Raw genomic sequence first — 26,563 nt, forward strand, 5'->3', positions numbered from 1 at the left:
CTAGGCTAAAAGTTGGAAAACCTGTAGAATGTCTTTATTCAGGATGAAATATAATTTGTGGTTAAAGATAAAAAAAGTATCTGAACCAAACCCATTTAATTGGCTGGCAATTTCCATCTTTTGATGCAATTTTCCATCCAGATCGAAAACAGCTAACTCGTTCTTTAGTTTACCTGATTCCTCGGAAGTATAAAAGCTGATGACCAGGTGCGCCTCCGTTTCGGCATACTCCAGGGCCAGCACCGCCTGCACCTGCAGCTGCTCCTCTAAAAAGGCCTGCACCTGCGCAAAATACGCCTCTCCCTGCCGGTAAAGCACCGGGTACAGGCAATCCTGAAAACGCTCCCTGCTGTATTGGGCCACCGCTTCTGCCGCCTCTTGCTGGCTGCATGTGGAGCCCGTAGGTGCGCCCGTTTGCGGGTTTATCAGCTGCAACGGGAGCTCGGGGCGGTCTGGGTTATAGGCCAGTATACCGCCGCTCATGGTGCCATAGAAAGCCATCTCTGCCACCTCCCACAACTTGCTCTGATCGGCCGCCTTGTAAGCCGAGATGCCTTTGTGCTGCCCCAGTTGCCGGTTCCCATAGCCGTGTAGGTACAGGTTCCCGAACTCAGCGTCCTCCAGCCCCTGCCACCAGGCCTTCGCCTCCGGCAGCGGCAGCTGAGCCAGGTTATGCGTATGGGTATTAAAAGTATAAAACCGCGTCAGCAGCAGGTCCGGGTCGCGCACCTCCAGGGCTAGGCGGGCTGCGCTGCTGTCGAGGCGCATCCGCCACACAGGGGCCTTAAAATCGTATGTGTAAAGTAGCGGTATGATATGCGTTTGGATTTTTGTATATTATCCTCTGAAACCTTGAATTCTGCTACAAAGCTATGGAAATATCACCAAACCACCGGCATGTATACTTTTTGCTGCTCTGCCTGCTGCTGCCCCTCTGCGCCCTTGCCCAAACAGGTAGCAAGGCTCGGCCAAAGGTGCTGCTGATGGAGGTGAAAGCTGAGATTGACCCGCGCACCAACCGCTATGTGGAGTTGGCCCTGCAGGAGGCTACCGCCCGGGACGTAGACCACGTGCTGCTGGAACTGGACACCTATGGCGGCGCGCTGAACGACGCTGACGAAATCCGGACACGCATCCTGGAGTACCCCAAGCCGGTGTACGTGTTCATCAACAAGGATGCGGCCTCGGCCGGTGCCCTTATCTCGCTGGCCTGCGACAGCATCTACATGGCCCCTGGGGCTAACATTGGGGCCGCTACCGTGGTGGGCGCCGACGGCCAGGCAGCTCCGGGCAAATACCAGAGCTACATGCGCTCTATTATGCGCTCCACGGCAGAGGCGAATGGCCGCAACCCACGTATGGCCGAGGCCATGGTAGAGGCCAGCGTAGACAGCACCCTCGCCGCCGGCCAGGTGCTTAGCCTTACTACTTCGGAGGCCATCAAGTATGGTTTCTGCGAGGGAGAGGCCCCCAGCGTGGACGAAGTACTGGCCAAACTGAACCTGCAGGAGGCGGAGGTCATCCGTTACCAGCTCAGCTCCACCGACCGCGTCATCTCTTTTTTCCTGAACCCGATCATCAGCGGTATCCTGCTCCTGATCATTATAGGCGGTTTATACTTTGAGCTACAAACGCCCGGCGTAGGTTTTCCGCTGGCAGCCGCCATCTTGGCCGCTATACTTTACCTAGTGCCCTACTACCTCAACGGACTCGCCGAGAACTGGGAAATTCTGCTGTTTGTGGCCGGCATCATACTTATCATGCTGGAGGTGTTTGTGATTCCGGGCTTTGGCGTGGCAGGCATTAGCGGCATTGTGCTCACGTTCATTTCGCTGGTGCTGATTATGGTGAACAACCACCTGTTCGATTTTACCTTCGTGCCTTCGGAAAACCTGATGCGAAGCCTGGTGTCGGTGGTGATAGGGATGGTGGGCGCCGCCGTGCTGATTGCCCTGACCTGGAACCGCATGCTCAACAGCCGGCACATGCAGGGGGTGGTGCTGCAAAACAAGTTTAACAGCAAGGAGGGCTACCGCTCCGCCGACAGCGCCGAACACCTGATCGGTAAAACCGGCGTGGCCCATACCCGCATGGCCCCCTCCGGCCGCGTAATGATAGAGGATACCATCTACGACGCCCAGGCCCGTGACGGCTTCATCGAGAAAGGCGACGTAGTACAGGTGATTGACCAGAGTACTTTTGCCCTGCGGGTGAAGAAGATAGAGCCGAATGTATGAAGCAGCTATACTTTGTACTTATAGCCGTGGCCATATTTGCCGGTTGCCAGCCGCAGGAAGAAGTAATTAAAAGCCACGGCATCAAAGAGGTGCACCTGGTGCAGTTCGGGTATTACTATCCTGAAGATTACATACACACGGAGGGCGAGATCCTTGACCCGAAGCCAAAGTTGATTGGTTATACTTCCCTGCAGCCAAAGAGCGGCAAAATGGAAGTATGAACCGGGTTTTTCGATGATTCTGTCCTTCATCATCAATATGGGCATGCTCCCAGGGCTGCCGTTGCTACAGCTTTAGCTAACTTTGCGGCACTGGAGGCAGATCAGTTTTATTACCATGATTGGGAAAACCCAAATGAAATAGGGCCTTTATACTCCGGTCCAAAACTATTCTTCCAGGTAGTAAAGGAGGATGGAAATGTGTATACTATAGGCTTTGATCGGTGGAAGCTACCAGAGGAATTGGAAGGTATATTTAAGGCAATGAATTACTACACCAGCAGTCTTAACAAGGGGAGGCCCATCATGAATATTTCATCAACTAAGAGCGTTATATTTCTGCATACCATTGATGAAGATATCACAGGTAGAGTACCCTTTCCTCCAACTCCTGCGAAAGTAAAGTTTACCCCTCCACCGGCTGCAAAATCTACACTCAACTGATTTTGCACCAACTGAAGCTGAAGCTTTTTCTCTACATTCTTCTTCCTGCTGCAACCCCACCACCCAAATCCGACTCTTACTCTAAAAGAGACCACATGAAACAGGCACTGCTTCCGCTGCTGGCAAGTATGATTCTCTTCTGCTCCGGCTGCAAAAAGGGTGAGGACAGCTCTACCTCTGTAGAAACCGTGGACGCCACCTTAATCTGGACCGGGGATTATGCCGTGGATGGCTGCGGCTTTATGCTGCAAATCGGAGACACGAGGCATAAGCCAGTCAATGAGGACGACATCAGCAGCTCCTTCCGGGAAAACTCCCCAACGGAAGTGGAGGCTACGATCATCAACTACCACAAAACGCAGCGGTACTGCATGGCACAAACAGGTATCAACACCATCAAAATTGTGGAAATCCGTAGACGCTAATCTAAAGCACGTAAACCTATGAAAACCTTCCTCCTCCTTGTTTCCCTGTTCCTGCTGGCTTCCTGCCAAAACAATACCCGGCAGGACGAACTAACCGAGCTGAACCACCGCACCACCGCCATACTTTACTGGACTGGCGAGATTGCCGCCGATGGCTGTGGTTTTGAGGTAGAGATTGAGGGCAAGCGGTACCTGCCCGAGAACGAAAATGCCATACCTGAGTCTTTTAAGCAGGTAGACAGCAGCCGCGTCCAGCTCACGTACGCGCGCCTCTCCGACCCCATCGACCGCCGTTGCGGCATGCTGCCACAGCCGCGGGTGATGCCGGCCATCCGCATACTTTCGGTTGAGGCTTTATAATTAAAATTATACTTTTTCGTATTTTGCATGCAACCTTTTCAAGTTCAGGAGGCTCTGTAAAGTATAGCCCTTGCCTCCTACTATGAAAAAACTATTTTACATCAGTCTTGCTTTGCTCTCGAACCTGCTCTTTATCACCTCACGGGAGGAGCACCAGGAAGAGTAGCCCTTGCCAGCAAAAAGAAAACCGCCCGCTGGATTAGTGGCCATACTTATGTACCTTTGGGGCTCATCCAAAACCTGAAAAGTATGGAAGTACTTGGCATCATTCCGGCACGCTACGCCAGCACCCGTTTCCCTGGCAAACCTCTCACCGACATCCATGGTAAAAGTATGATTCAGCGCGTGTACGAGCAGGCGAAGAAGTCTGGCCTGGCGGAAGTGCTGGTGGCTACTGATGACGCGCGTATTCTGGAGCATGTGCAGAGCTTTGGCGGCAAAGCCGTGATGACCGGCAGCCATCATCAAAGCGGCACCGACCGTTGCTTTGAGGCCTACAAGCTAAACAACCAGCCGTACGAGTACATCATCAACATCCAGGGCGACGAGCCGTTCATCCACCCCGAGCAGATTGACCTGGTCGCCGCCTGTTTTGAGAAGCCGAACACGCAGCTGGCAACGCTTGTAAAGCAGGTGGAAACGGCAGAGGAGCTTTTCAACGTGAACTCCCCAAAAGTCGTCATCAACCAGGCAAAGGAGGCCTTATACTTTAGCCGCCAGCCCATCCCCTACTGCCGCAACGTGCCTAACGACATCTGGCACAAGCAGCATACCTATTACAAGCACATTGGCATCTACGGCTACCGCGCAGATATTCTGGAGCAGATTACCCAACTGCCGCCCTCTGCCCTGGAGCTGGCCGAGTCGCTGGAGCAGTTGCGCTGGCTGGAGCATGGCTTTAAGATCACCACTGCCCTCACCCACCACGAAACCATCGGCATCGACACCCCGGAAGACCTGGAGCGGGTAATTAATAATGAGTAATGATGAATCAGTAATTGGTAATCAAACATTAGTCATTATTCGTTAATCACTACTCATTAAAATGCGGAATTATACTTTGATGCGCTTCGTGCGGCTTAACTTATACTTCTTCGTGATGTACTTCGCGTTGACGGCGATTTGGTATGGGCTGAGCGGGCGCTTCTCGGAGATGGACACCACGCAGCTGCTTCGGGAGATAAGTATAAACGCAGCCCTTTTCTCGCTGGTGTTCAGTATAACGATGCTTATACTTTACCGCCGCACGCTGGTACGGCTACCTGTGCAGAAGTTTACTTCCAAGCAACTGCAGCAGCGGCTGGAGGAGATTGGTTTTACCAAGGCAAACGAGCAGAAGCAGCCGCTACAGGTATACAAACCTACCCCACCCAAAGCCTCTGCCCTGGCCGGAAACGTATTTGTACAGCAAACCGCTAACTTCTGGCTACTGGAAGGACCGAAGAAGTACCTGGGGAAGTTAGAGAGTTGAGGAGTTTGGGAGTTGAGGAGTTAGAGAGTTAGAAGGTTAAAAAGTTAGAAAGTTATCTCTTCTGAAGTATAAATTGTGAGCGGCTGGTACTATAAATAGTACCAGCCGCTCTCGTTTATACTTTATACTTTCCTGCCGCAAGTTTAGCGCTAGCGTAACTTGTGGCTGTGCATGGGGCAAGTTTGTAACTTGCTTTCTGCGGAGCAGAAAAGTACATGATGGTTGAACTTTATACTTGGATTGGGCATGGCCAAAGTATAGCCAGCGCCCATTCCAGCCATTGTTGGTGTTATCACCAAAGATTTTATACTTCAGCAGACTTTACAGGCGAAGAATGAAAGCCTTTTAATCGGAATATAAAGTATAGCCAAATCCTTCGCTGTCCTGTTTTTCCAAAGCAAAGCAGTTACAAACTGCTGCCATAGGTAGCCACAAGTTACACTACCGCTAAACTTGCGGCATACTCATTCCACTTTCTAACTTTCTAACTTTCTAACTTTTTAACCTTCTAACTTTCTAACTCTCCATCTCTCTAACTCCTCAACTCCCCAACTCTCCTCATCCTCCCGCTTTTTTGGCTTTGTAGCCAGCGGCTAGCAGTACCTGCAGGGCTTTGTCGCGGAAGTCGCCTTGTATTAGGATTTCGCCGTCTTTGGCAGAGCCGCCCACACCGCATTTATTTTTCAGCAGCTTGCCTAGCTCCTTCAGGTCGTCCTCGGTTCCCACAAACCCTGTGATAAGCGTCACCTGCTTGCCGGCGCGTGCTTTCTTGTCGAGCATCACCTTCAGGTTCTGCTGCTGTGGCGGCAAGGTTTCCTGTTCTCTCTCCTGCTCATACTCGTAGTTAAAATCCTGGTTAGTGGAGTATACTACGCCCTGGCGGCCTTTCTTATTTTTATCCTTCATGTTTTTAAATTAATAATGAGTAGGAAATAATGATTAATAGTGAAACACCTTTTTAATTATTCATTCATCATTCACCATTACTCATTCTTTTACGGCACCAGCACCCTTAGCGACTGCGGCACCATACTTACCTCAAACGTCTGCGCCTTGCCCAGGTAATCACCATCGGCATGGTACATCATCTCCTCCTCCGCCTGCACGTTAACGCGGTCGGTCTGGAAATACTCCGCGCTATCGGCATTGGCTAGTTGCTTGGTAAGCATGCAGTAGCTCAGGTTAAGCGCTTTAATAAGGTCCAGGCGGCGCACCAGGCACACGTCCAGCAAGCCATCCTGAATGTCGGCATTGGGCGCGATATAGGCATTGTTGCCATACTGTGCGGCGTTGGCGAAGGCCATCACAAAGCAGTCGGTGTCCAGGGTGTTGCCGTTTATACTTGCTATCACTGGCAGGTGCTTATAGTTAAGCACCTCTTTCATCACCAGCTCCACGTAAGTCTGCAGGCCACGTTTTTTGTTGCCTGCAAACACCGAGCTGATGTAGGCGTCAAAGCCGATGCCCGCCGTGGTAAAGAAAGGGTGCCCGTTTATCTGCCCGCTGTCGATGGTGGTGATGTTGGCCTTGTTGATGACGCGCAGCGCCCCGTCCAGCCCCATCGGGATACCCAGGTGGCGCGCCAGTCCGTTACCGGACCCTTTCGGCAGTATGGCCAGAGCCGCTTCGGTGTGCAGCAGCCCGCGTGCCACCTCGTTCACGGTTCCGTCGCCGCCTACGGCCACCACTATCGCTACGCCCTGGTTGGCAGCCTCCCGCGCCAGGTCCGGTGCATGGCCGGCACGCTCCGTGTAAACGATGTCGTGCGCATATTTGTCCTGGTTAAGGTGTTCCCGGATAAGGGCCTCCACATCTTTGCGGCTTTTGGTGCCGGAAGTGGGGTTAATGATAAAGCGGACTTTGGTGCGTTGGCTCATAGTGGCAAAATTACCTCATTCGGCCCGGAATAAAAAAAGCCTGACGCGGGAAGGCATCAGGCTCTACGTGTAGTTTTATACTTTCTACTTCAGTTGTACGGTCAGCACCGGAATGCGGGTGTGGTTCACCAGGTCCTCGGCTATACTTCCGCTGAGCAGGTGCGACAGGCCGGTTCTGCCGTGCGTGGCCATCATGATCATGTCGGCACTGATGTCGTGGGCAAAGTGCAGGATGCCATCCTCTTCCATCACATCGTTGTAAATATTGATGGTATAGTTCTCCAGGCCATACTTCTCGGCAGTGTACTGCAGCTTGCTGCGCAGGTTAGAGCTCGATTCAAAAGCGCCCGGCGTGTTGATGTACACCATGTGCAGGCGTGCACCAAACAGCTGCTGGAACTGCTTAAACTGCTCCATGGCGCTGCGGATCTCACGCTTGAAGTCAGACGCCAACACGATCTCGCGTGGGTGAAAGTCAGCCATGCGGTTCTTCACGGTCAGCACGGGGCAATCGGCGGTGCGCACCACTTTCTCGGTGTTAGAGCCAATCAAGAACTCATCCAGCCCGCTCGACCCCTTCGATCCCATCACCACCAGGTCCACAGCATCCTCTTTTATAGTCCTTCTGATTTTGTTGATCGGGCGGTCTACAGTTACCTCCTCCACTACTTCCACGCCATCGCGTAGCACGCTGCCCAGCAGCTCGCTCATCTTGGCTTTCGTGTGCTCCAGCAGGCGCAGCATGTATACCTGTTCCATGCCGTTAGAGCCTACCATGGCATCGCCGGTTACGCTAAAGCTCGGACCGTAGTAAGGCGCCTCTACCACGTGCAGCAGTTTAATGGCAGCACCGGTACGGCGTGCAATTGATACAGCTACCTCGTAGGCGTTGCGGGCCTCCTCCGAAAAATCAGTTGGCACTAAAATCCTTCTCATGTTTGTGCGGTTTAGATGGATGATGTAACGTCAGTAAAGTATGGTATCCGGCGCAGCAGCAGCTGAAACAGACACGCTATTTATAAGTTGTATACTTGTCTGTAAAAGTATAGCGTTTAATTAATATAAACCATGATCTTCATCATTATTATACTTTTAAGGCAGCCGCATAGTTTGTATTTAAAAAAGAAAGGCTGCACTTCAACAGAGCAGCCCCTTCTATACTTTAAAAAAGGTTATACTTAACCGATGCGTGCGATCAGGTCGGCAACGCGGTTAGAGTAGCCAGCCTCGTTATCGTACCAGCCCACAACTTTCACCAGTGTTTCGTTGGCAGAAGTCATCTCGGCGTCGAAAATACAAGAGTGTGTATTGCCTACGATGTCGATGGAAACGATTGGGTCTTCTGTATACTCCAGGATTCCTTTCAGCTCGCCTTCAGCAGCCTTTTTCATGGCAGCATTGATTTCTTCTTTCGTCGCTGGCTTCTTCAGCACACAAGTCAGGTCCGTCAGTGAGCCATCCGGAATTGGAACGCGCATCGCTACGCCGTCCAGTTTACCTTTCAGGTGAGGCAGTACCAGGCCAACAGCCTTGGCAGCACCAGTAGAGGTAGGCACGATAGAGTAAGCAGCAGCGCGGGCGCGGCGCAGGTCTTTGTGCGGACCGTCCTGCAGGTTCTGGTCAGCGGTGTATGCGTGTACGGTTGTAATATATCCTTTCTCGATACCGAAGGCATCGTCCAGTACTTTAGCCATTGGGGCCAGGCAGTTAGTGGTGCACGAAGCGTTGGAAACGATTCTTTCCTCGCCAGTCAGCACATCATCGTTAACGCCAAGCACAACTGTCTTTAGGTTGCCTTTGGCAGGAGCCGAGATAACTACCTTTCTGGCACCAGCTTCCAGGTGTCCGCCAGCACCGGCTTCATCCACGAAACGGCCAGTAGACTCCAGCACTACGTCTACGCCCAGTGTGCCCCATGGCAGGTTCTTAGGGTCGCGCTCTGCTGTGATTTTTATCTCGCTGCCATTTACGATGATGCCGCCTTCAGAGGCCTCTACCGTACCGTTAAATTTGCCATGCACGGAGTCATACTTCAGCAGGTGTGCCAGTGTTTTGGTATCTGTCAGGTCGTTGATGGCAACTACCTCCACATTCTCCTTTTGAAGCAGCGCCTTGAAGGCAAGTCTGCCGATTCGGCCAAAGCCGTTAATTGCAACTTTAATTTTAGACATGGTATCTAGATATTGAGAGTTATGTTAATGCTGCTAAGTTACGATTTAGGATAGTGTAAAACCAACATTTTTTTCCACCCTGGCCCTTAGCATCTTATACCTATAAGACAAAAATATTTACTGCTTAGTTTTGCATATTCAAAAACACCGGCTATATTTGCACCACAATCAGACAGAACGGCCCGTTCGTCTAGGGGTTAGGACGCCAGATTTTCATTCTGGTAACAGGGGTTCGATTCCCCTACGGGCTACCAAAGCCGCTTCAGCTAAAACTGGAGCGGCTTTTTTTACGCCCTTCAGACACTATTCGGACGCTTAACAACCAAAAGTTTTCTGATTCTCTTCTATCGGCCTGCCTCTTTCAGGTCTGCTCTCTTGCATTAAGGCAATTGTTGAATAGTCTTTATGGCAGGTTGCTTTTCTCCTGCATTATATGCGTCTACCAATAGCCAATACTTCAAGCTAAATTTATTGGCTAACACTAGTTTATTTAGTAGTATTGCTTTATCTACATCAACAGCATAAACCTATGAAACTAATCGAAAAGCTTCTGAAAGAAATCGAGGAAGAAGGGCAGAAAACCCGCAACATGCTAAGCATCGTGCCAGACGACAAATACGATTGGCGGCCTCACCCCAAAAGCATGCCTGTTAAAGATCTCGCACTGCACATTGCTGACTTGCCCACCTGGGTCACCTTAGCTGTTACTACCGATGAGCTTGACTTTGCTGCCAACCCCTACAATCCTGGCAATGTAAATAATACGGAAGAGCTCTTAACGCTGCTCGAGAAAAACCTGGCAAAGGCCAAAGCAGATTTGGAGCAGGCGACAGAAGAGCAACTGGAAGAGCCCTGGTCGCTACGTAACGGTACTGTAGTTTACATGACCCTTTCGAAGTATGAAACTATCCGCCATGCGCTGGCGCAAACAATCCATCACAGGGCGCAGCTTGGCTTGTACTTGCGGTTGCTGAACATTCCTATTCCAGGTAGTTACGGACCAAGTGCCGACGAGCAGGGCTTGTAGACAACAGCGCAGGAGCTGTCTTGAAACGGCAGCTCCTGCGCTGTTGCTTTAAAAGTAAGACAATAAACCAGTTCAGCTACCTGCTTGACATAAGTGGGTTTATGAGACCGGCTCCCATTAACTGGAGCCGGCCTTGTTAACAGTTACACTTGTTGTCTCTGAATCTCATAAAAACCCTCCTTATCTGAGATAGTGCAGAAAGATTTGCATTGGTTTGCTTCCAGTATTGCAGGGCAATAATGTTGTAGGGTGCTTACACAAATTCAAGCACTGCTAGCAAATCCTTGTGAATAAAATTCGATAATTCAATCCTTAGGGCTACCAAAGCCGCTTCAGGTGAAACTGGAGCGGCTTTTTCTTTTTAGCTATTAATAATACAATCATCCTCTTTCCTAAAAACGAGTCTTATTTAATGGGTGATTTTAAGGCCTCCCCACAAATCATTGAGTTCCGCATATTCCCCATAACACATACAGTCGCTGCGCACCTTGATTAGGGCATAAGGCTTAGAACCAAAGAAAGCTATACTTCTATGCTTCTACATGATTGCTCCACAGCAGTACCCGATAGGAATAAAAAGACTACTGATAGTATTGAACAAACAGAAAGCTTGTGCGCGACTGCAACAAGTAGCAACTTTCAACTTAATTTGTTATATTCCTATCTGTGAGCAACAAGTATAAAAATTAAGGTTAAAGCGCCCTGGTACAGCATGATACGCGACCTGTTTGTATACTTAGCTGGGCTCATAATATTCAAGCAGGAAGCTTTAGCTCGGGGATGGACTTTAAGGGATTGGGTGATTGGCCTGACTTCTCCACCCTGGTCTACTACAGGCTTAACAATATATAGCGGGCTTTTTCTTGGTGCTGGCATTAGTACAGAACTTCTATTCCGATACTCTATCATTGGTGATCTAAAATAAAAACTTATGAAAATTATCGTTCCAACAGATTTTTCTGACTGCTCCAAAATAGCTATACGGTTCGCCGAGGGCTTTGCCCGGCAGCTACAGGCAGAATTAATTCTGCTGCACGTATTGCCCAACGTAGGGCCTACCATTGCCCGGCAGCCTTCAGACCACTTCAAGCAGGAGCTCCTTGAATGGGCAGAAAAGCAGTTCAGCGCTTTAGAAGCTGAAATCACAGCTGATGGCTTCACGCTTAGCCACCAGATTGCTCATGGTGCCGGGGTGGAAAAGGTGGTGGAATCCTTTGTACAGGAGCATGCTATAGATATGGTCATTATGGGCTCCAGGGGAGCCAGCGGATTAAAGAAAGTACTCCTCGGCAGCAACACTGTGGACGTGATCAACCACTGCAGTGTTCCGGTTGTGGTGGTTCCGGATCACGCCATCTCCACCCCTATTACTCATTTGCTATACGCATCAGATCTCAAAAACCTTGGTGAGGAAGCGGAGGCTTTAGTGCCTTATGCCCGATTGCTGCAAGCGACCATCAAAATCATTCACGTTCCTCCGATGGAATACAAGGAACATATCGACACAGAGAAATTACTCCTAACCCAAAGGCAGAAGACCAATTACCAAGCCATTGAAATTGAGCTCCTCGAAGGTGAAGACGTTGCCACTACGATAGAACAATACGCTGCTGCCAGCCACGGGGAGATTCTAGCCATGTTCACCCATCAGACTAGCTTTCTGGAACAACTATTCCGTCACAGCATAACCCGGGAAATCGTTTGGCATAACCAAATTCCCCTGTTGGTGATAAATACGCAGGAATAGGTAACAGCGGCGCAAGCCTTATCCTTGGTGAAACTGTCAAAATATCACTTTCGGAAATGCTTGAAGAGGTAACTGTTCACTATACATTCTGAAAGGGAAGATGGTGTCAGGGGCTGCTTCTGGGAGGCGAGTTTTGCTACGCTTCTGCCTGGACTTATTCGTCCGCAGCGGTAAAGTTCCTGTGGTTAAGCTTCGCTAATTTGATGAGTTGCGTTACAAAAGCCGCTTCATGGTAAAACTGGAGCGGCTTTTGTGTTCAGTAGGTTTCTTGAACTACTTAAGTCTCAACGCCTATTCGTCTTCTCTTCCATTATATCTGAAGACAATTTGCCTACCCACGATTTGCGTCGACAGTGTAGGCAGTAGTGCTTAGCCTGAGGCAAGCCAATGTTATACAATGTGTGGGATCGGGTGAAGTATAGGATACTCCTAGGTCTGCGGCATTCGGTTGTGGCCTCCAAACATGCATGTTTGCAGCAGAAAGTGTGTCAGTAGGAGGACTTTCTGCTTTACACGCCAACTTTTTCTCTTTTCATGCAAGACCAGAAAGGTAAAAAGCAGGTGTGGTTGCTGTTTTCTATTCTTTATACCAAGATATAATCTCTATCCCTCATAAAGAAGTATTTACATCCAGCGCTTCCTTCTTTTAAACTACCCTTAACGGAGAATCATTAACCGTTCACCAGTTAGAAGTGTCTTTTCACCCGTAAAATCACACCTATACCTAAGGAAACGCAGAAGTGTCACATATCAAACCAGTACAATTTCGTAGCAAGGTATTAGCATATAATAGTCCAATAATTAATCAGGATGCTGCGCCTTACAAGTGCAAATTCATAGTCAACAAATGATAAACCAAACTTGTACCTATGCAAAACTCTACTTAACCCTCTCCAGCCTGATGTTTTTTCTCCCTGCAGTTAAGAACATCAACTAACATCAACTTCAATTAAATCAAAACTTTAGAAGCGATGAAGCCACAGATGCATCGCACGGCTTCGCTTTGTCTTTACAAATACCATTCTTACATAACACGCTATGAAAAAAGTCTACAGTTACAGCATGAAACAAACACACTTTAAGTGGCAGCAAGTCTACCCTTCACTACGCTTCCTTTTTTTAAGCTTGGCTCTATACCTCTTGGCCAACACAAATGCAGTAGCAAAATCTGCATTTGTTAATTCATCTACAGCTAACACTATCAGGTTAGAGATAAATACTTCCAAGACAGGCAATATACTGGATTGCGCCGTCACGGAGGTGTTAATGGAAAGTCAAATATATGTTGATGAAACTCTTACGAAAGAAGGCTTCAGCTACTCCTGGACTGGCCCTGCGAGCTTTGAGGCCAATACACAGGACGTAGTAGTAACAGTCCCCGGCTGGTACAGGCTCACTGTTAGCAATGCAGATGGGCTTACATCTTCCAAAGAGTACATCGTTTATGGGCCGGGCTTTCCGGATGATTATGCCGGCCCTGACTTAACGATGCATTCAACGGATACCTCCATAAAGCTGCAGGGTAAAGCTTACAATTTTTACCATGTGTCGTGGGAGGCCAGCAACGGTGGCAACATTGTATCTGGAGCAAACACCTACACGCCTACTGTCGACGCGCCAGGCACCTATACCATCTTCCTGACAAGCCCGGCCGGCTGCACCATGCAAGACGCTATGGTGGTTACTGAAGCAGAAGATGTTTTAGTTGCACGTATCGGTGATGGTAATGTTCCCCGGGTTGACTGTGACAGTAATCCAATTACATTAATCTCATTTGTTACACTGAATGGCAAAGAGGTGACGGAGGGCATTACGTACAGTTGGACCGGCCCTAATGATTATGTGTCGGACGCACGACATGCTTCTGTTAAGGAACCAGGCGAGTATAGGCTTGAGGTAAAGCACATGGCCTCAGGATTAACCTCAAGCGCTTCAATAGGGGTAACGCAACTACGTTTTCCGGAAGGTAGTGCAGGTCCTGATAAAGTGCTCACATGCAACAATCCTACCGTGACGCTGGAAGGATCCATTACGAATGATTTTGGTTGGCCCATATGGCTGGCCAGCGATGGGGGTAACATCGTTTCGGGTTATAGAACCCTCAACCCGGTTGTTGATGCTCCGGGCACCTATACTTTAATACTCCAGCATGCAAAAGGATGCCCGGTAGAGTACACCGTAAAAGTTACCCGTGATGAGGGACCTTCTATCAGTGCTACCGGCGGCAGGCTGGACTGTGCAAGCGGTTCTGTCCAACTCACCGGCTCATCGGACAGAGAGGGCGTAACCTACAGTTGGACTGGTCCGAATGGCTATACTTCCACCGAGCAAAACCCGACGGTGAAAGTGGCCGGCGATTATACTTTAACCGTCACTGATCCTGAGACTGGTTGCTCCGCCTCCACGATGGTTGCCGTAACACCATCTACCTCAGAGCTGACCGCCAAGGAGTACCTTATCGACTTCAACAGCGAGAAGAACGGCCTAATCTCAAGTATAGAAACTGATGCGGGGCCGGTAAGTATAATGGGCAGAAAGCGTAACCCGGGAAGCATCGAAACCTATGCCTCAGAGAATCATGCCGCCATCTTCAACACTCGGGCACCTACAGGTGATGATACCGACCTCTACACCACCGATTGGGGCCGTGTACTGATAATCAACACGGATCTGTCGGATGTGCCGGACGACAATCAGTGGGGCGGCGAATTGATACTAGACTTCTCTGCCATCGGACCGGTAACGCTTGAGTCTCTGGGCCTGCTCGACCTGGACCACTATGAGGATATGTCGTGGGTATACATGTATGATGAAGCGGGAAACGAGCTACACAAGATACACCTGAAGACAAAGGGCGACAACAGCAAGCAGACAGTTGACCTGGGCAATACAAGAGGCGTAACAAAGCTGAAAGTGGTGCTGGACGGTAGGGACGGCTCGGGCAACTTCGCCGGCTCGGGCGCCATCGATGACATCAGGTTCCGTGTGGAGACGGAGGTAGCAAGCCCATGCGAGAGCGTACAGCAGCAGGAGGCGATGCAGGCACTTGCCTACCCTACCACCTTCAGCGACAAAGCGACCGTGCAGTTCATGCTGCAGGATGCAGGAAACTATACTGTTAACCTCTACGACACCCAAGGCAACCTTGTAAGGGAGCTGCAGAAAGGCACAGCCATGGCTCATGAGCAAATCACCATTGAGGTTGCAGCAGGCAGTCTGAAAGAAGGCATGTACCTGGTGCGTATCGTTAGCCCTACAGACAATAAAACGCTTAAGTTAATACTGAAGCGTTAGCAGGAGGTTGCTGACATGGGCATCTGTAACACAGTTATATGATGCTGTAAAGTTACAAGAACTGTTTGCTTACAGCTTAACCTATAAACCGAAGGCCTGCAACGTATGCGTTGCAGGCCTTCGGTTTTCACACCACTTCTCCCCTGGGCTGGGCGCTCCTCAGCAACAGGCAGGGCGAGCCCTGGTATAGGTTAATGTTGGTTGCCTCCCGAAGCGGCAGGACAGATCCAGAAGAACGTTCATCATTCGCCTCCTTTTCAGTTCTTACTCTCCTCTAGTGCATCCCACCCCCCTGTAGAAACGGTTGGGTAATCCAGATTCTTTTAGTTTTAAACCAGTTGAGCTAAAGCGTTAGCAGATTACGACTGACAGGCTTTAGCTCCTTTCAGAACGCCTCTCCGGAATTAAATCCGGTGTTCTCAGGTTGATATAAGAAATAGTCTGGCCAATCCGGCTTTCCCACTTATGCTGAAATGGATGCGAAATATGCCTTTCCTGCTCGCCACCTTTCCTATTTTTAAAATTTAAAACCTAACTTAGTGCCTTGAAACAAAATAAGCATGCTTCACTTCTTTTATAGTCAGCCTAACACAGTTTACGCCCTGCAATCTGAGGGGCAACTGAGCTCTACAGACATTCCGAAACTCGAATGGCTTTTTGGCAACGCCACTTTAAAGCAGGAAACTGCCCTGAGCGGTTATTTTGTTGGTCCGCGCGCCGCCATGATTACCCCCTGGAGCACCAATGCCGTGGAAATCACCCAGAACATGGGCATTCAGGGAATCATCCGGATTGAGGAGTTTAAAATTGTGGAAGAAGATTTCACGGACTTCGACCCGATGCTTTCCCAAAAGTATAACGGGCTGAACCAGGATATCTATACTATCCATATCGAGCCGGAGCCGGTGCTGCCGGTAACCGATATCTCTACCTACAACAAGCAGGAAGGACTATCGCTTAGCGAGGAAGAAGTGGAGTACCTGAACAAGCTTTCTGAAAGATTGGGCCGCCCGCTGACCGACTCTGAAGTGTTCGGTTTTTCGCAGGTGAACTCCGAGCACTGCCGCCACAAAATCTTCAATGGCAAATTTGTGATTGATGGCGTGGAGAAACCCACCTCGCTTTTCAAGCTAATCCGCAAAACATCGGAGGCAAATCCGAACGATATCGTTTCTGCCTACAAAGATAACGTGGCCTTTGTGAAAGGGCCTGTTGTGCAGCAGTTTGCCCCTAAACGCGCTGATGTGCCTGACTTCTACCAGGTAAGCGAGTTTGAATCGGTTATTTCTATCAAAGCAGAGACACATAACTTCCCGACGACAGTAGAGCCCTTCAATGGTGCCGCTACTGGTTCCGGCGGAGAGATCCGTGACCGACTGGCTGGTGGCCAGGGAGCACTTCCGTTGGCCGGTACAGCTGTTTACATGACGGCTCTATCCCGCCTGGAGAAGGACCGCCCGTGGGAGAAGGCAACGCAGGAAAGAGAGTGGCTCTACCAAACACCAATGGACATCCTGATAAAGGCTTCCAACGGCGCCACAGATTTCGGAAACAAGTTTGGGCAACCGCTCATTACTGGTTCTGTTCTAACATTTGAGCACGACGAGAAATCTGATGAGCTTGAAGCCCCACGGAAACTAGGCTATGACAAGGTGATCATGCTGGCCGGTGGCATTGGCTACGGCAAAGCAAGCCAGGCGCAGAAAGGACACCCGAAAACAGGAGATAAAATCGTTATTCTGGGAGGGGAGAACTACCGCATTGGTATGGGCGGTGCTGCCGTATCCTCAGCCGACACTGGCGAGCACGGCACCGGCATTGAGCTGAACGCCATCCAGCGCTCTAACCCCGAGATGCAGAAACGTGCTGCTAACGCCATCCGTGGCATGGTGGAGAGCGAGCACAACGCGATTGTATCGATCCACGACCACGGTGCCGGCGGCCACTTAAACTGCCTCTCTGAACTGGTGGAAGAAACCGGTGGCAAAATTGACCTGGACAAACTGCCTGTTGGCGACCCTACCCTTTCTGCAAAGGAAATCATCGGAAACGAATCGCAGGAACGCATGGGCCTGGTAATAGGCGAAAAAGACATTGCCACCCTGCAAAAGATAGCGGAACGCGAGCGCGCCCCTATGTACACGGTGGGTGAGGTTACCGGAGACTACCGCTTTACCTTCGAATCAGCCTCTACCGGTGAAAAGCCGATGGACCTGGAGTTGAGCGATATGTTTGGAAGTTCGCCTAAAATGGTGATGACCGACCAGACGGTTGAAAGAACGTACCAGCCCGTGACTTACGATAAAGACCAGCTGCATACGTACCTGGAGCAGGTGCTGCAACTGGAGGCTGTGGCCTGTAAGGACTGGCTCACCAATAAAGTGGACCGCTGCGTGGGTGGCCGTGTGGCCAAGCAGCAGTGTGCCGGTCCGCTGCAACTGCCGCTCAACAACTGCGGTGTGATGGCACTGGACTTCCAGGGCAAAGAAGGCATCGCAACCTCTATTGGCCACTCCCCTATCTCAGCGCTGATTAACCCGGCCGCTGGTAGCCGCAACGCCATTGGCGAGTCCTTGTCCAACATTGTGTGGGCTCCGCTGAAAGATGGCCTGAAGAGCGTGTCGCTTTCTGCCAACTGGATGTGGGCCTCGAAGAACGAAGGAGAAGACGCCCGCTTGTACCAGGCAGTAGAAGCCTGCTCTGACTTTGCCATTGCCCTGGGCATTAACATCCCGACCGGTAAAGACTCGCTTTCGATGAAGCAGAAGTATAAGGACGAGGAGGTTATCGCACCAGGCACGGTGATCATTTCTGCCGCAGGAAACTGCAGCAACGTACGCCAGGTGGTGGAGCCGGTGCTGCAGCGCGACGGTGGAAACATTTACTACATCAACCTATCCAACGATGCCTATAAATTAGGCGGATCTTCTTTTGCGCAGATCGTTAACAAAATTGGCAACGAAACGCCGGATGTGACCGATGCCGGGCTGTTCAGCAAGGCCTTTGATACGCTGCAGGGCTTGATTAAAGAAGGTAAAATAGCCGCAGGCCACGATATTGGCAGCGGCGGCTTGATTACCACCCTGCTGGAGATGTGCTTTGCCGACAATAACCTGGGTGCTACCATCGACCTTACCTCACTGGGCGAGGAAGACAGCGTGAAAGTGCTCTTCGCTGAAAACATAGGCGTTGTATTCCAGGCCACGGCAGACGTAGAAGCAACCCTACAAGCAAACGGAGTTCCTTTCCACAAGATAGGTACAAGCACAAACGCTGCCACCCTGGAGCTGAAAAACGGCGCGGATGCTTACAGCTTCGACATTGCCCAGCTGCGTGATACCTGGTTTAAGACCTCGTACCTGCTGGACATCAAGCAAAGTGGGCCGGTAAGCGCCAAAGAGCGTTTCGACAACTACAAGAAGCACGAGCTGAAGTATAAATTCCCGGCTAGCTTCGATGGCAAAAAGCCAGTGATAGACCCTTCCAAGCCAAGAATAAAGGCTGCTATCATCCGCGAGAAAGGAAGTAACTCCGAGCGCGAGATGGCGAACGCCATGTACCTGGCTGGCTTTGACGTGAAGGACGTGCACATGACGGACCTGATATCTGGAAGGGAAACCCTGGAAGATATCCGCTTCATTGGTGCAGTGGGTGGCTTCTCTAATTCTGACGTACTTGGTTCTGCCAAGGGTTGGGCTGGTGCCTTTATGTACAACGAGAAAGCGAAAACCGCCATTGAGAACTTCTTTAACCGGGAAGACACCTTATCGGTGGGTATTTGCAACGGCTGTCAGCTGTTTGTGGAGCTAGGCTTCATTACCATGGGCCATGAGCAAAAGGCACAAATGCTGCATAACACCAGCCAGAAACACGAAAGTATCTTTACCTCGCTGACGATTCAGGAAAACAAATCCGTGATGCTTTCCAGCCTGGCCGGAAGTACGCTGGGTGTTTGGGTATCGCACGGGGAAGGCCGCTTTAGCCTGCCACACACAGAGGACAAGTACCAGATCGTGTCCAAGTACGCCTACGATACGTATCCTGCCTGCCCGAACGGCTCTGACTATAACACGGCTATGATCTGCGACGAGACAGGACGCCACCTGGTAATGATGCCGCACATCGAGCGCTCGCTCCTGCAGTGGCAGTGGGCACATTATCCGAAAGGCCGACAGGATGAAGTATCGCCCTGGATGGAGGCTTTCGTGAATGCCAGAAAGTGGCTGGAGGAAAATGGAAACTAAGAAGATGCAGGCGTATCTTCTGACCTGAATTCTCTATAGTATAAACAAAGACCTCCTGCTGTAACTACGGCAGGAGGTCTTTTATTTTAAGCCATTTGTTGTCACTTTTTCAGGTAGCGGGCATAAGTGAAGTATAAACTCTCTGCCACCTATACCATCTACTGCTTTATACCTATTGCTTCAGCGAAGTCATGTCGATGACGAAACGGTACTTTACATCCCCTTTCAGCAGACGTTCATAGGCTTCGTTGATCTGCTGGATGTTAATTAGCTCTATATCCGACACGATATTATGTTTGCCGCAGAAATCGAGCATTTCCTGCGTTTCAGCGATGCCGCCAATCAAAGACCCGGCAAAGCTTCTGCGGGCCGGGATAAGGCTGAAGGCTGCCACCGGAAGCGGGTATTCCGGCGCCCCTACCAAAGCCAGGGTTCCGTCCACCCGTAACAGGTTCAGGTAAGCGTTGATGTCGTGCTGGGCAGAAACGGCATCCAGGACGAAGTGCAGCTTTCCGGCGTAACGTTGCATCTGGGCCTCATCCTTGGAGAGCACCACATCATCAGCACCAAGTCGCTTAGCGTCTTCTACCTTAGAAGGGGAAGTGGTAAACACAATCACATCGGCACCCATTGCCTTGGCGATTTTAACGGCCATGTGCCCCAGGCCACCAAGCCCAACCACCCCTACTTTCTGACCAGGCCCCACGTGCCAGTGTTTCAGCGGCGAGTACGTCGTGATGCCTGCGCACAACAATGGCGCCACAGCTGGCAAGTCTAGGTTTTCAGGGACGCGTAAAACGAAATCCTCGTCTACTACAATGCTTTCGGAGTACCCGCCGTAGGTTTGGGTGCCCAGGTGTTTATCGGGTGAGTTATAGGTCTGGATATTGCCTTTCTCGCAGTATTGTTCCAGATCCTCTCTACAGTACTGGCACTCCCGGCAGCTATCCACCATACAGCCTACCCCCACTAAGTCGCCTACTTTAAATTTAGAAACATGCTCGCCGACACGTATGACCCTGCCGACAATTTCATGGCCGGGTACGCAGGGATAGACGGTCCCATGCCATTCGTTTCGTGCCGTGTGAAGATCAGAGTGGCATACGCCACAATACTGGATGTCAATCTCTACGTCATGCGGCGTAGGTTTTCTGCGGTTAATGTTTAGTTGATTTAATGGCGCCTCAGCTGCCTCTGTACCAAATGCTCTTACTTCTTTTACTTCCATAGTTGGTTTATTTTATACTTTTACAAGCGCTTTGTGCCAGCACTTATCCTTTTACTGAAAAAATCATTTAACAGCCATACTACTTTCCGCAGCAGGCTCTTCTTTTTTCAGGTGCCCCGTAAAGTATGGTATCAGCTTATTTAGAAGAGATTATCTGGACCAGCTATATAGATCCACGTTGCCTAAACCTGGTTTCATAAGTATAAACTTGGTTACCATTGGCTTACAAGGAAGGTATAGTAAAGTATAAGCTGACTTATACTTATACTTATACTTATACTTATACTTATACTTTGCTCCTCCTCTTTTGGCCCGCTCTGGGCTTAGTTATGCTTTTCCCATCCTCTCAAGAATGTACTTTCAGATAGGCCGAAGTATAGGGGTGCTCTTTGGCGACTTCTTCTTTCATGATATGCATCACGCGCCAGTTTCGCTCTTTGAGGTAATCGGAGATGATGGCCCGGTGACAGCGCCACCACACGGCCTCCGAGCACATATAGGCCGTCCTTTTCCGGGTAGCTACTTCCGTTAGCCGCGCAATGCCTGTGGCAAATTCAGCTGTCTCCGCATAGTCTGCGTAGCCCCGGAAAGATTCGCTTCTCCATACGGTGTTGGTAGAATCCGGACGCGGTTTGCGCCGGCCACCGAGCTCTGTGAAAGGCATGTAATCAATGCCGGCTTCGGGCAGAAGGGCTTGCAGCGCATCCACGTTAAAATGCGGATACTTTCTGGAGCCCGGGTACCGGCGCACATCGGCCAGCACTTCTATCCCGAAGGAGCTAAGGGCAGCCACAAATTCTTCCGGGCTGCGGGTAGAGTGCCCAAACGTCCAGATGGTGAGGTTTTTTGCAATCATATCAGGTAGCGGACCGTTGCGCTGCGCTTACTCAATTTTAGAAAGGGCAGTACCCTTGTGGGCGGCAATGTGGTCCGTTTTATCGCTTTTAATTTCGTACTGTGGCTCCTCCTGGCTGGCGCGGTGCCGGTGGCCTTTGTAGTCGAAGTCCGACGTATGCACCCTGATGATGGTGCCTGACACGTAGCCCGCCTCGGAGTTCCAGCGCACGTGATCGCCCTTCTTGAATTTCTGCTTTATCATACCAATCCTGGAGGTTCAACTCTTAACCATTTAAGCTGAACGTAAAAAAGGACTTCCGGATTTATCAATCCCATTGCCAGCCGCTTTGCCTTTGTAAGCCAGCAACTGCTTTATGGTAGCCAGGTGCGAGAAAAACACCACTGGCACTATAAAACACGGCAACCAGACAAATGGAAAGTATAACAAAGCCACATTGGGCTGGTTGAAAGCGAATTGCTGAAAGGGCGTGGGAATCGACAGAATTCCGTTGATGACAATGTTTAACAGGAGCCCGAGGCAAAGAAAATTCCAGGCTAACAGGAAACCTTTGGGCACGCTGCTGTTTCTACGGTAGCCCAAATAGTACACTACGGGAGCAGACAGCCCTGACAGGACATCGAAGTTCCGCCCCTCAAAGGTCATCAACTCCGGCACTACTCCCCCCAGAAACAACCAGAACAGCACCACTTCTACCGGTACCCGCACCAAATGCAGCAAGGTTAGTGCGCCAGTGTCCAGTCCGTCTATAAACTGCCTGCCCCTGCTGGTAGCAAACAGAATGGCGATAAGCAGCAGGGGCGGCAGAACCAACAGCAGCATTCTGGGAGGAAGCGTGTTGGTTACAGTATAGAACCCCGTCAGGGCCAGGCCACCCTGTGCGGCAAGCCAGGCTAAGCTAAGGGCCAGCACATACTTCGAAAAATGCGCTGCCCTGAAAAACAGCCAGACAGCCAGCAAAGTAGTGAGCGCGAAAACAACTGAGATATAGATAGGTAAGGTTTCCATAGCATTAGTAAGAGAAGTGACCACGCAAAGGGAGAATAAGCCGGCATGTTCCGCTTGCCTGATAGGAAGCAACTGTAAACCAGCCACTCATTCCATACTTTATTCCAGATACGGCTTAGCACACAAAATGCTTCTGCCTATACTTCACCTACCAGAAAGCATAGACAGAAGCACCTTGTGTAAATAGCCTCATGCAAGTTGCTGCTTCCAGGGTTCAGAAGCGCGGGGCTCCTGTACTTTCTGGTAATCAGTATCTTGTACGTAAGCTTGCCCTAATACGGACGCCATACCCTATTGATGCCCCACTTTCCCCGAAGTTAAGGGAAGCAGCCAGCCCCTTATCCAGACAAAAAATATGTTAGGCCTCACCTCTACCCTGTTCCTAAGCCTTATCGTCTGGCAAGAGCAAGTATAGGGTGAACGCGCCAATCGCCATCACCAGATCACGCACGGCCACGTCAAAATACTCACCGGTGAGCAGCAGGTTTAGGGCAATGCCCACCAGCCACAGGCTCACGATCAGCGACCCGATTTTTGGTTTCACGAAGACAAGCACGCCGGCCACAATCTCAATAATACCCACTATACTCATAAAGGTGCCCGGGCTGAAGGGCAGGATGTCCGCCACAGCCGGTGCCAGGTACTTATTCCAGTCGGTGAGCAGGTGCGTGTACTTATCCAGGCCCGCTATGATGGGCACCAGGCCGTAGGTATACTTGAGTAGGTTGGTGGCGGTGGCCACGCGGTCGTACGCCGGGCGTTCCGCCCTGTGCGCACTGGTTGTTGATGCAAATGTTCCCATGATTTATCCTCCTTTAAGTTTAAATTCTGATAGTTAGATGAAATCCTGGCAAAAACGTTACAAAACATTGTAACGCATTGGCAAACAGCGCATCTAATCAACAAATCATACTTTCAATCATGAAGCAAACCACAGTAGCCGAAAACACAGCCCTACCGGATGCAGCGGTCATCGAGCGGGTACTTGCCGGAGAAGTATCGCTGTATGAACTTCTGATGCGCCGGCACAACCAGAAGCTCTACCGCGTTATCCGGAGCTACCTTAAACAGGAGCAGGAGGTGGAAGACACCATGCAGGACACTTACCTGAAGGCCTTCGAGAAGCTCCACCAGTTCCGCAGCGATTCCCTGTTCTCCACCTGGCTCATCCGGATAGGGATAAACAATGCCCTGGCACGGCTGCGCGAGCAGAAAAGGCTCTCGCCTCATTCGCTTCTGGTAGACCAGCCAGAGGATTTTTCACACCTGTTAAACCAGACCAACCCCATGAACCCCGAGCAACTCGCGATACGGCAGGAAGTAAAGCAACTACTGGAAAAAGCCATCGACAACATTCCCGAAAAGTATAGAATTGTGTACACGCTGCGCGAGGTAGAAGACATGCCGGTGCAGGAAATCAGCCAGTGCCTGGACCTGTCTGAGAGCAACGTAAAAGTACGCTTGCACCGGGCCAAAGCGCATTTAAAAGAGAGCCTGTTTAAGCTGTCGGTGAGCCAGGATGTGTTTGAGTTTGGCAACAAGCGCTGCGATGCCCTGGTGGCACGGGTGCTGCAGGCGCTCCCCCACGACAAGCAAGTATAAACCTGCCATGGCCCTCCCCCTGTCGGACTACGCATTGATTGGCAACGCCCGCGCTGCTGCCCTGGTTTGCAACACGGGTTCGGTTGATTGGTGCTGCCTGCCTGAGTTCGACTCGCCCGCCATTTTTGCCGCCCTGTTGGATGATGCACGCGGGGGCTACTTCAGCATTCGCCCTGTGGGCAAGTATACTTCCCGCCAACGCTACCTAGAGGGCACCAACGTAGTAGAAACTGTTTTTGAAACAGCCGATGGCCAGGCACGGCTGTTGGATGCCTTCACGGTTCAAACTGAGGAAGATAAGACCCGTGCCCTCTTCCCTGACCATGAGTTGCTGCGCGTGGTGGAGGCTGTTTCGGGAAGTATAACCTTCCGGCTGGAGTATGTGCCCCGAACCTACTACGGCAAAAACACGCCGCGCCTGCAGGACAGGAAGCGGCTGGGCATTCACTTTGCCTGGCACGAAAACATCTATACCTTGCTCAGCACCCTGGAGCCCGGTCAGTTTGCCATAACGGAAAGTATGGCCACCGCAGCATTTACCGTAGCACCCGGCGCGCAGGTCAGCTTCTCACTCAGCTACTCCAGCCAAAGCCCTGCCGTATTGCCCGAGCTAAGGGAAACAGGTTTTCAGCGGATGATCCAAAGTATAAATTACTGGCAAAGTTGGAGCAGCCGGTGCCGCTATGAGGGGCTGTACAAGGAAGAGGTGTTGCGCAGCGTGCTGGCCCTCAAGCTGCTCACGCATGCCCCCTCCGGGGCTATCGTCGCAGCTCCTACCACTTCCCTTCCCGAAGAGCTGGGCGGGGAGCGCAACTGGGATTACCGCTACTGCTGGCTCCGGGACGCCTCTTTCACGATAAGAGTGCTGGTAAAACTGGGCTACACCGAGGAGGCACACGCCTACATGAACTGGATTCTGCACGCCACGCGCCTTACCCGGCCAAAGCTGCAGGTGGTATACTCGGTATTCGGCCACGCCTCCCTGAAGGAGCAAGTACTGGGCTGGCTAACAGGTTACCAAAACTCCACCCCAGTCCGGATCGGAAACGGTGCGGACAAGCAGTTTCAGCTCGATGTATACGGCGAGGTGCTCGACGCCGTGCATGCCTATGCGCCCTTGGTGGAAGTCTTCGACCGCGACACCCGCAAATTTCTGCTGGGCCTGGGCCAGATTATCTGCCGCAGCTGGCAGCAACCTGATAACGGCATTTGGGAAATACGCGCTGACCTGGCCCTCCACACCCACTCCAAGGTAATGGCCTGGGTGGGGCTGGACCGCTTGCTGAAACTTGCCCGAAAGTATAAATGGGAGGATGCGCCGGTGCAGAAGTTCAGCGAAACAAAAGACCGCATCCGGGAAAGTATAGAGGAAGCCGGGTATAACCAGGAGTTGCAGACTTACACCCGGGCCTTTCGCGGAAACGACGTGGATGCCAGCCTGCTCACCCTGCCCCTGGTGGGTTATTGTCCGGCCTCGGCTGAACGCATGCGTTCCACTACCAAAATGATCTGCCAACAGCTGCTGAAGCACAAGCTGCTTTACCGCTACCGTGGCGTAACAGACGGCCTGGAGGGCGGTGAGGGAGCTTTCGGCATCTGCAACTTCTGGCTCGTGGAAGTACTGGCACGGTCCGGTGAGCCCGAACAAGCCAGGGAGTTGTTTGATACCCTCCTCAAACACGCCAGCCCCGCCGGGCTGCTGTCCGAGGAAATTGATCCCGAGACCGGAGCGCTGCTGGGTAATTACCCGCAGGGCTTCACGCACATTGGCCTGATTAACGCGGCACTTGCCCTTAACGAAGTATACCAGCAACAGGAACAGCCTTATGCCTACAAGTGATCTCTTTTTATGGGGCTTCGCGGCCACGCTTATACTGACGATACTGATGGCCGCGTCCCGGCCGCTGGGCCTTACGCGCATGGATTTGCCCTTTCTGCTGGGCACCTTTTTCACCCCGAACCGCAACAAGGCCCCACTGCTCGGTTTTGCGGTGCACCTGGTCATGGGCTGGCTTTTCGCCTTTATCTACGCGGCCGCTTTCGAGAGCAGCCAGTTGAGCACCTGGTGGTTTGGGATGGCCGTAGGCTTTGTGCACGGCGCCTTTGTACTTACAGTCGGCCTGCAGTTGCTGACCACGCTACACCCGCGCGTGGCAAACTCCTACCAGGGGCCTACCCCTACGCGCCAACTCGAGCCGCCGGGCTTCCTGGCCCTGAACTATGGCCGCGGCACCCCGCTGGTCACGCTGCTGGGCCACCTGGTTTATGGCGGTGTGCTGGGGCTGTTCTGCGGCAGCTGAAAACAAACCCCCGAGTTTTTGTAACGACTAGGCGAAATCTTTCTCTAATGTATA

Annotated in this window: 23 protein-coding genes and 1 tRNA gene; 14 read left to right on the forward strand and 10 right to left on the reverse strand. The window is 51.2% G+C overall.

Annotated elements, in window-relative coordinates:
• Complete coding sequence (locus tag BM040_RS20405; RefSeq protein WP_245756322.1) at positions 1 to 768, reverse strand: DUF4905 domain-containing protein; 768 nt, start codon at positions 766 to 768, stop codon at positions 1 to 3.
• A 104-nt stretch (positions 769 to 872) separates the two neighbouring features.
• Between BM040_RS20405 and BM040_RS20410 the strand changes: the two genes are divergently transcribed.
• The 6 genes from BM040_RS20410 (at position 873) to BM040_RS20440 (ending at position 5,155) form a co-directional block, all read left to right on the forward strand.
• A complete protein-coding gene (locus BM040_RS20410; RefSeq protein ID WP_092105464.1) occupies positions 873 to 2,237 on the forward strand; it encodes an NfeD family protein in 1,365 nt (454 codons plus the stop codon).
• A complete protein-coding gene (locus BM040_RS20415) occupies positions 2,234 to 2,458 on the forward strand; it encodes a hypothetical protein (RefSeq protein WP_092105466.1) in 225 nt (74 codons plus the stop codon). The genes BM040_RS20410 and BM040_RS20415 overlap by 4 nt, the downstream gene beginning before the upstream one ends.
• 536 nt (positions 2,459 to 2,994) lie before the next feature.
• On the forward strand, positions 2,995 to 3,324 hold the full coding sequence (locus BM040_RS20425) for a hypothetical protein (RefSeq protein WP_092105470.1): 330 nt from the start codon (positions 2,995 to 2,997) through the stop codon (positions 3,322 to 3,324).
• A gap of 18 nt (positions 3,325 to 3,342) precedes the next feature.
• Positions 3,343 to 3,684 carry a hypothetical protein gene (locus tag BM040_RS20430; RefSeq protein ID WP_092105472.1) on the forward strand — a complete coding sequence of 114 codons (342 nt, stop codon included), beginning with the start codon at positions 3,343 to 3,345 and terminating at the stop codon, positions 3,682 to 3,684.
• A gap of 249 nt (positions 3,685 to 3,933) precedes the next feature.
• A complete protein-coding gene (gene kdsB, locus BM040_RS20435; RefSeq protein WP_092105537.1) occupies positions 3,934 to 4,668 on the forward strand; it encodes a 3-deoxy-manno-octulosonate cytidylyltransferase in 735 nt (244 codons plus the stop codon).
• 61 nt (positions 4,669 to 4,729) lie between these two features.
• Complete coding sequence (locus BM040_RS20440; protein WP_092105474.1) at positions 4,730 to 5,155, forward strand: hypothetical protein; 426 nt, start codon at positions 4,730 to 4,732, stop codon at positions 5,153 to 5,155.
• A gap of 558 nt (positions 5,156 to 5,713) precedes the next feature.
• Here the strand turns inward: BM040_RS20440 and BM040_RS20445 are convergent.
• The 4 genes from BM040_RS20445 to gap all read right to left on the reverse strand — a co-directional run bounded on the left by BM040_RS20445 (position 5,714) and on the right by gap (position 9,203).
• A complete protein-coding gene (locus tag BM040_RS20445) occupies positions 5,714 to 6,061 on the reverse strand; it encodes a translation initiation factor (protein WP_092105476.1) in 348 nt (115 codons plus the stop codon).
• A gap of 89 nt (positions 6,062 to 6,150) precedes the next feature.
• Entirely contained in the window at positions 6,151 to 7,032 is an 882-nt protein-coding gene (locus tag BM040_RS20450) for a diacylglycerol/lipid kinase family protein (RefSeq protein ID WP_092105478.1), read from the reverse strand.
• Between the two features lie 84 nt (positions 7,033 to 7,116).
• Positions 7,117 to 7,968: a universal stress protein gene (locus BM040_RS20455; protein WP_092105480.1), complete on the reverse strand. Its 852-nt coding sequence runs from the start codon at positions 7,966 to 7,968 to the stop codon at positions 7,117 to 7,119.
• A 242-nt stretch (positions 7,969 to 8,210) separates the two neighbouring features.
• Positions 8,211 to 9,203: a type I glyceraldehyde-3-phosphate dehydrogenase gene (gap, locus tag BM040_RS20460; RefSeq protein ID WP_092105482.1), complete on the reverse strand. Its 993-nt coding sequence runs from the start codon at positions 9,201 to 9,203 to the stop codon at positions 8,211 to 8,213.
• Between the two features lie 179 nt (positions 9,204 to 9,382).
• Here gap and BM040_RS20465 point away from each other — a divergent pair.
• The 5 genes from BM040_RS20465 (at position 9,383) to purL (ending at position 19,515) form a co-directional block, all read left to right on the forward strand.
• A tRNA-Glu gene (locus BM040_RS20465) sits at positions 9,383 to 9,457 on the forward strand.
• 275 nt (positions 9,458 to 9,732) lie between these two features.
• Complete coding sequence (locus BM040_RS20470; RefSeq protein WP_092105484.1) at positions 9,733 to 10,230, forward strand: DinB family protein; 498 nt, start codon at positions 9,733 to 9,735, stop codon at positions 10,228 to 10,230.
• Between the two features lie 931 nt (positions 10,231 to 11,161).
• Complete coding sequence (locus BM040_RS20480) at positions 11,162 to 11,977, forward strand: universal stress protein (protein ID WP_092105488.1); 816 nt, start codon at positions 11,162 to 11,164, stop codon at positions 11,975 to 11,977.
• 1,266 nt (positions 11,978 to 13,243) lie between these two features.
• Entirely contained in the window at positions 13,244 to 15,271 is a 2,028-nt protein-coding gene (locus BM040_RS20485) for a T9SS type A sorting domain-containing protein (RefSeq protein ID WP_175491139.1), read from the forward strand.
• A gap of 560 nt (positions 15,272 to 15,831) precedes the next feature.
• Positions 15,832 to 19,515: a phosphoribosylformylglycinamidine synthase gene (gene purL / locus BM040_RS20490; RefSeq protein WP_092105492.1), complete on the forward strand. Its 3,684-nt coding sequence runs from the start codon at positions 15,832 to 15,834 to the stop codon at positions 19,513 to 19,515.
• A gap of 172 nt (positions 19,516 to 19,687) precedes the next feature.
• Here the strand turns inward: purL and BM040_RS20495 are convergent, their stop codons facing one another.
• The 5 genes from BM040_RS20495 to BM040_RS20515 form a co-directional block, all read right to left on the reverse strand.
• Positions 19,688 to 20,743, reverse strand: a complete 1,056-nt coding sequence (locus tag BM040_RS20495) for an NAD(P)-dependent alcohol dehydrogenase (RefSeq protein ID WP_092105494.1) — start codon at positions 20,741 to 20,743, stop codon at positions 19,688 to 19,690.
• Positions 20,744 to 21,089: 346 nt separating this feature from the next.
• Complete coding sequence (locus BM040_RS20500) at positions 21,090 to 21,599, reverse strand: DUF488 domain-containing protein (RefSeq protein ID WP_092105496.1); 510 nt, start codon at positions 21,597 to 21,599, stop codon at positions 21,090 to 21,092.
• Between the two features lie 27 nt (positions 21,600 to 21,626).
• Positions 21,627 to 21,842: a hypervirulence associated TUDOR domain-containing protein gene (locus BM040_RS20505; RefSeq protein WP_217646809.1), complete on the reverse strand. Its 216-nt coding sequence runs from the start codon at positions 21,840 to 21,842 to the stop codon at positions 21,627 to 21,629.
• A 30-nt stretch (positions 21,843 to 21,872) separates the two neighbouring features.
• Complete coding sequence (locus BM040_RS20510; protein WP_092105498.1) at positions 21,873 to 22,607, reverse strand: hypothetical protein; 735 nt, start codon at positions 22,605 to 22,607, stop codon at positions 21,873 to 21,875.
• Between the two features lie 382 nt (positions 22,608 to 22,989).
• Positions 22,990 to 23,409 carry a tRNA (5-methylaminomethyl-2-thiouridylate)-methyltransferase gene (locus tag BM040_RS20515; protein ID WP_092105500.1) on the reverse strand — a complete coding sequence of 140 codons (420 nt, stop codon included), beginning with the start codon at positions 23,407 to 23,409 and terminating at the stop codon, positions 22,990 to 22,992.
• Positions 23,410 to 23,528: 119 nt separating this feature from the next.
• Here BM040_RS20515 and BM040_RS20520 point away from each other — a divergent pair, with 119 nt between their 5' ends.
• From BM040_RS20520 to BM040_RS20530, 3 genes are read left to right on the forward strand one after another with little or no spacing between them, the layout of a single operon-like run.
• Positions 23,529 to 24,209 (forward strand): RNA polymerase sigma factor, encoded by a 681-nt coding sequence (locus tag BM040_RS20520; RefSeq protein ID WP_092105502.1) that lies wholly within the window; start codon positions 23,529 to 23,531, stop codon positions 24,207 to 24,209.
• A 7-nt stretch (positions 24,210 to 24,216) separates the two neighbouring features.
• Positions 24,217 to 26,049: a glycoside hydrolase family 15 protein gene (locus BM040_RS20525; RefSeq protein WP_175491140.1), complete on the forward strand. Its 1,833-nt coding sequence runs from the start codon at positions 24,217 to 24,219 to the stop codon at positions 26,047 to 26,049.
• The gene (locus BM040_RS20530) at positions 26,036 to 26,509 is read left to right on the forward strand and encodes a hypothetical protein (RefSeq protein ID WP_092105506.1); all 474 of its coding nucleotides are present in this window, start codon (positions 26,036 to 26,038) and stop codon (positions 26,507 to 26,509) included. The genes BM040_RS20525 and BM040_RS20530 overlap by 14 nt, the downstream gene beginning before the upstream one ends.
• Positions 26,510 to 26,563: the final 54 nt, after the last annotated feature.

It is taken from the genome of Pontibacter chinhatensis, from assembly GCF_900113285.1.
Taxonomy (GTDB): domain Bacteria; phylum Bacteroidota; class Bacteroidia; order Cytophagales; family Hymenobacteraceae; genus Pontibacter; species Pontibacter chinhatensis.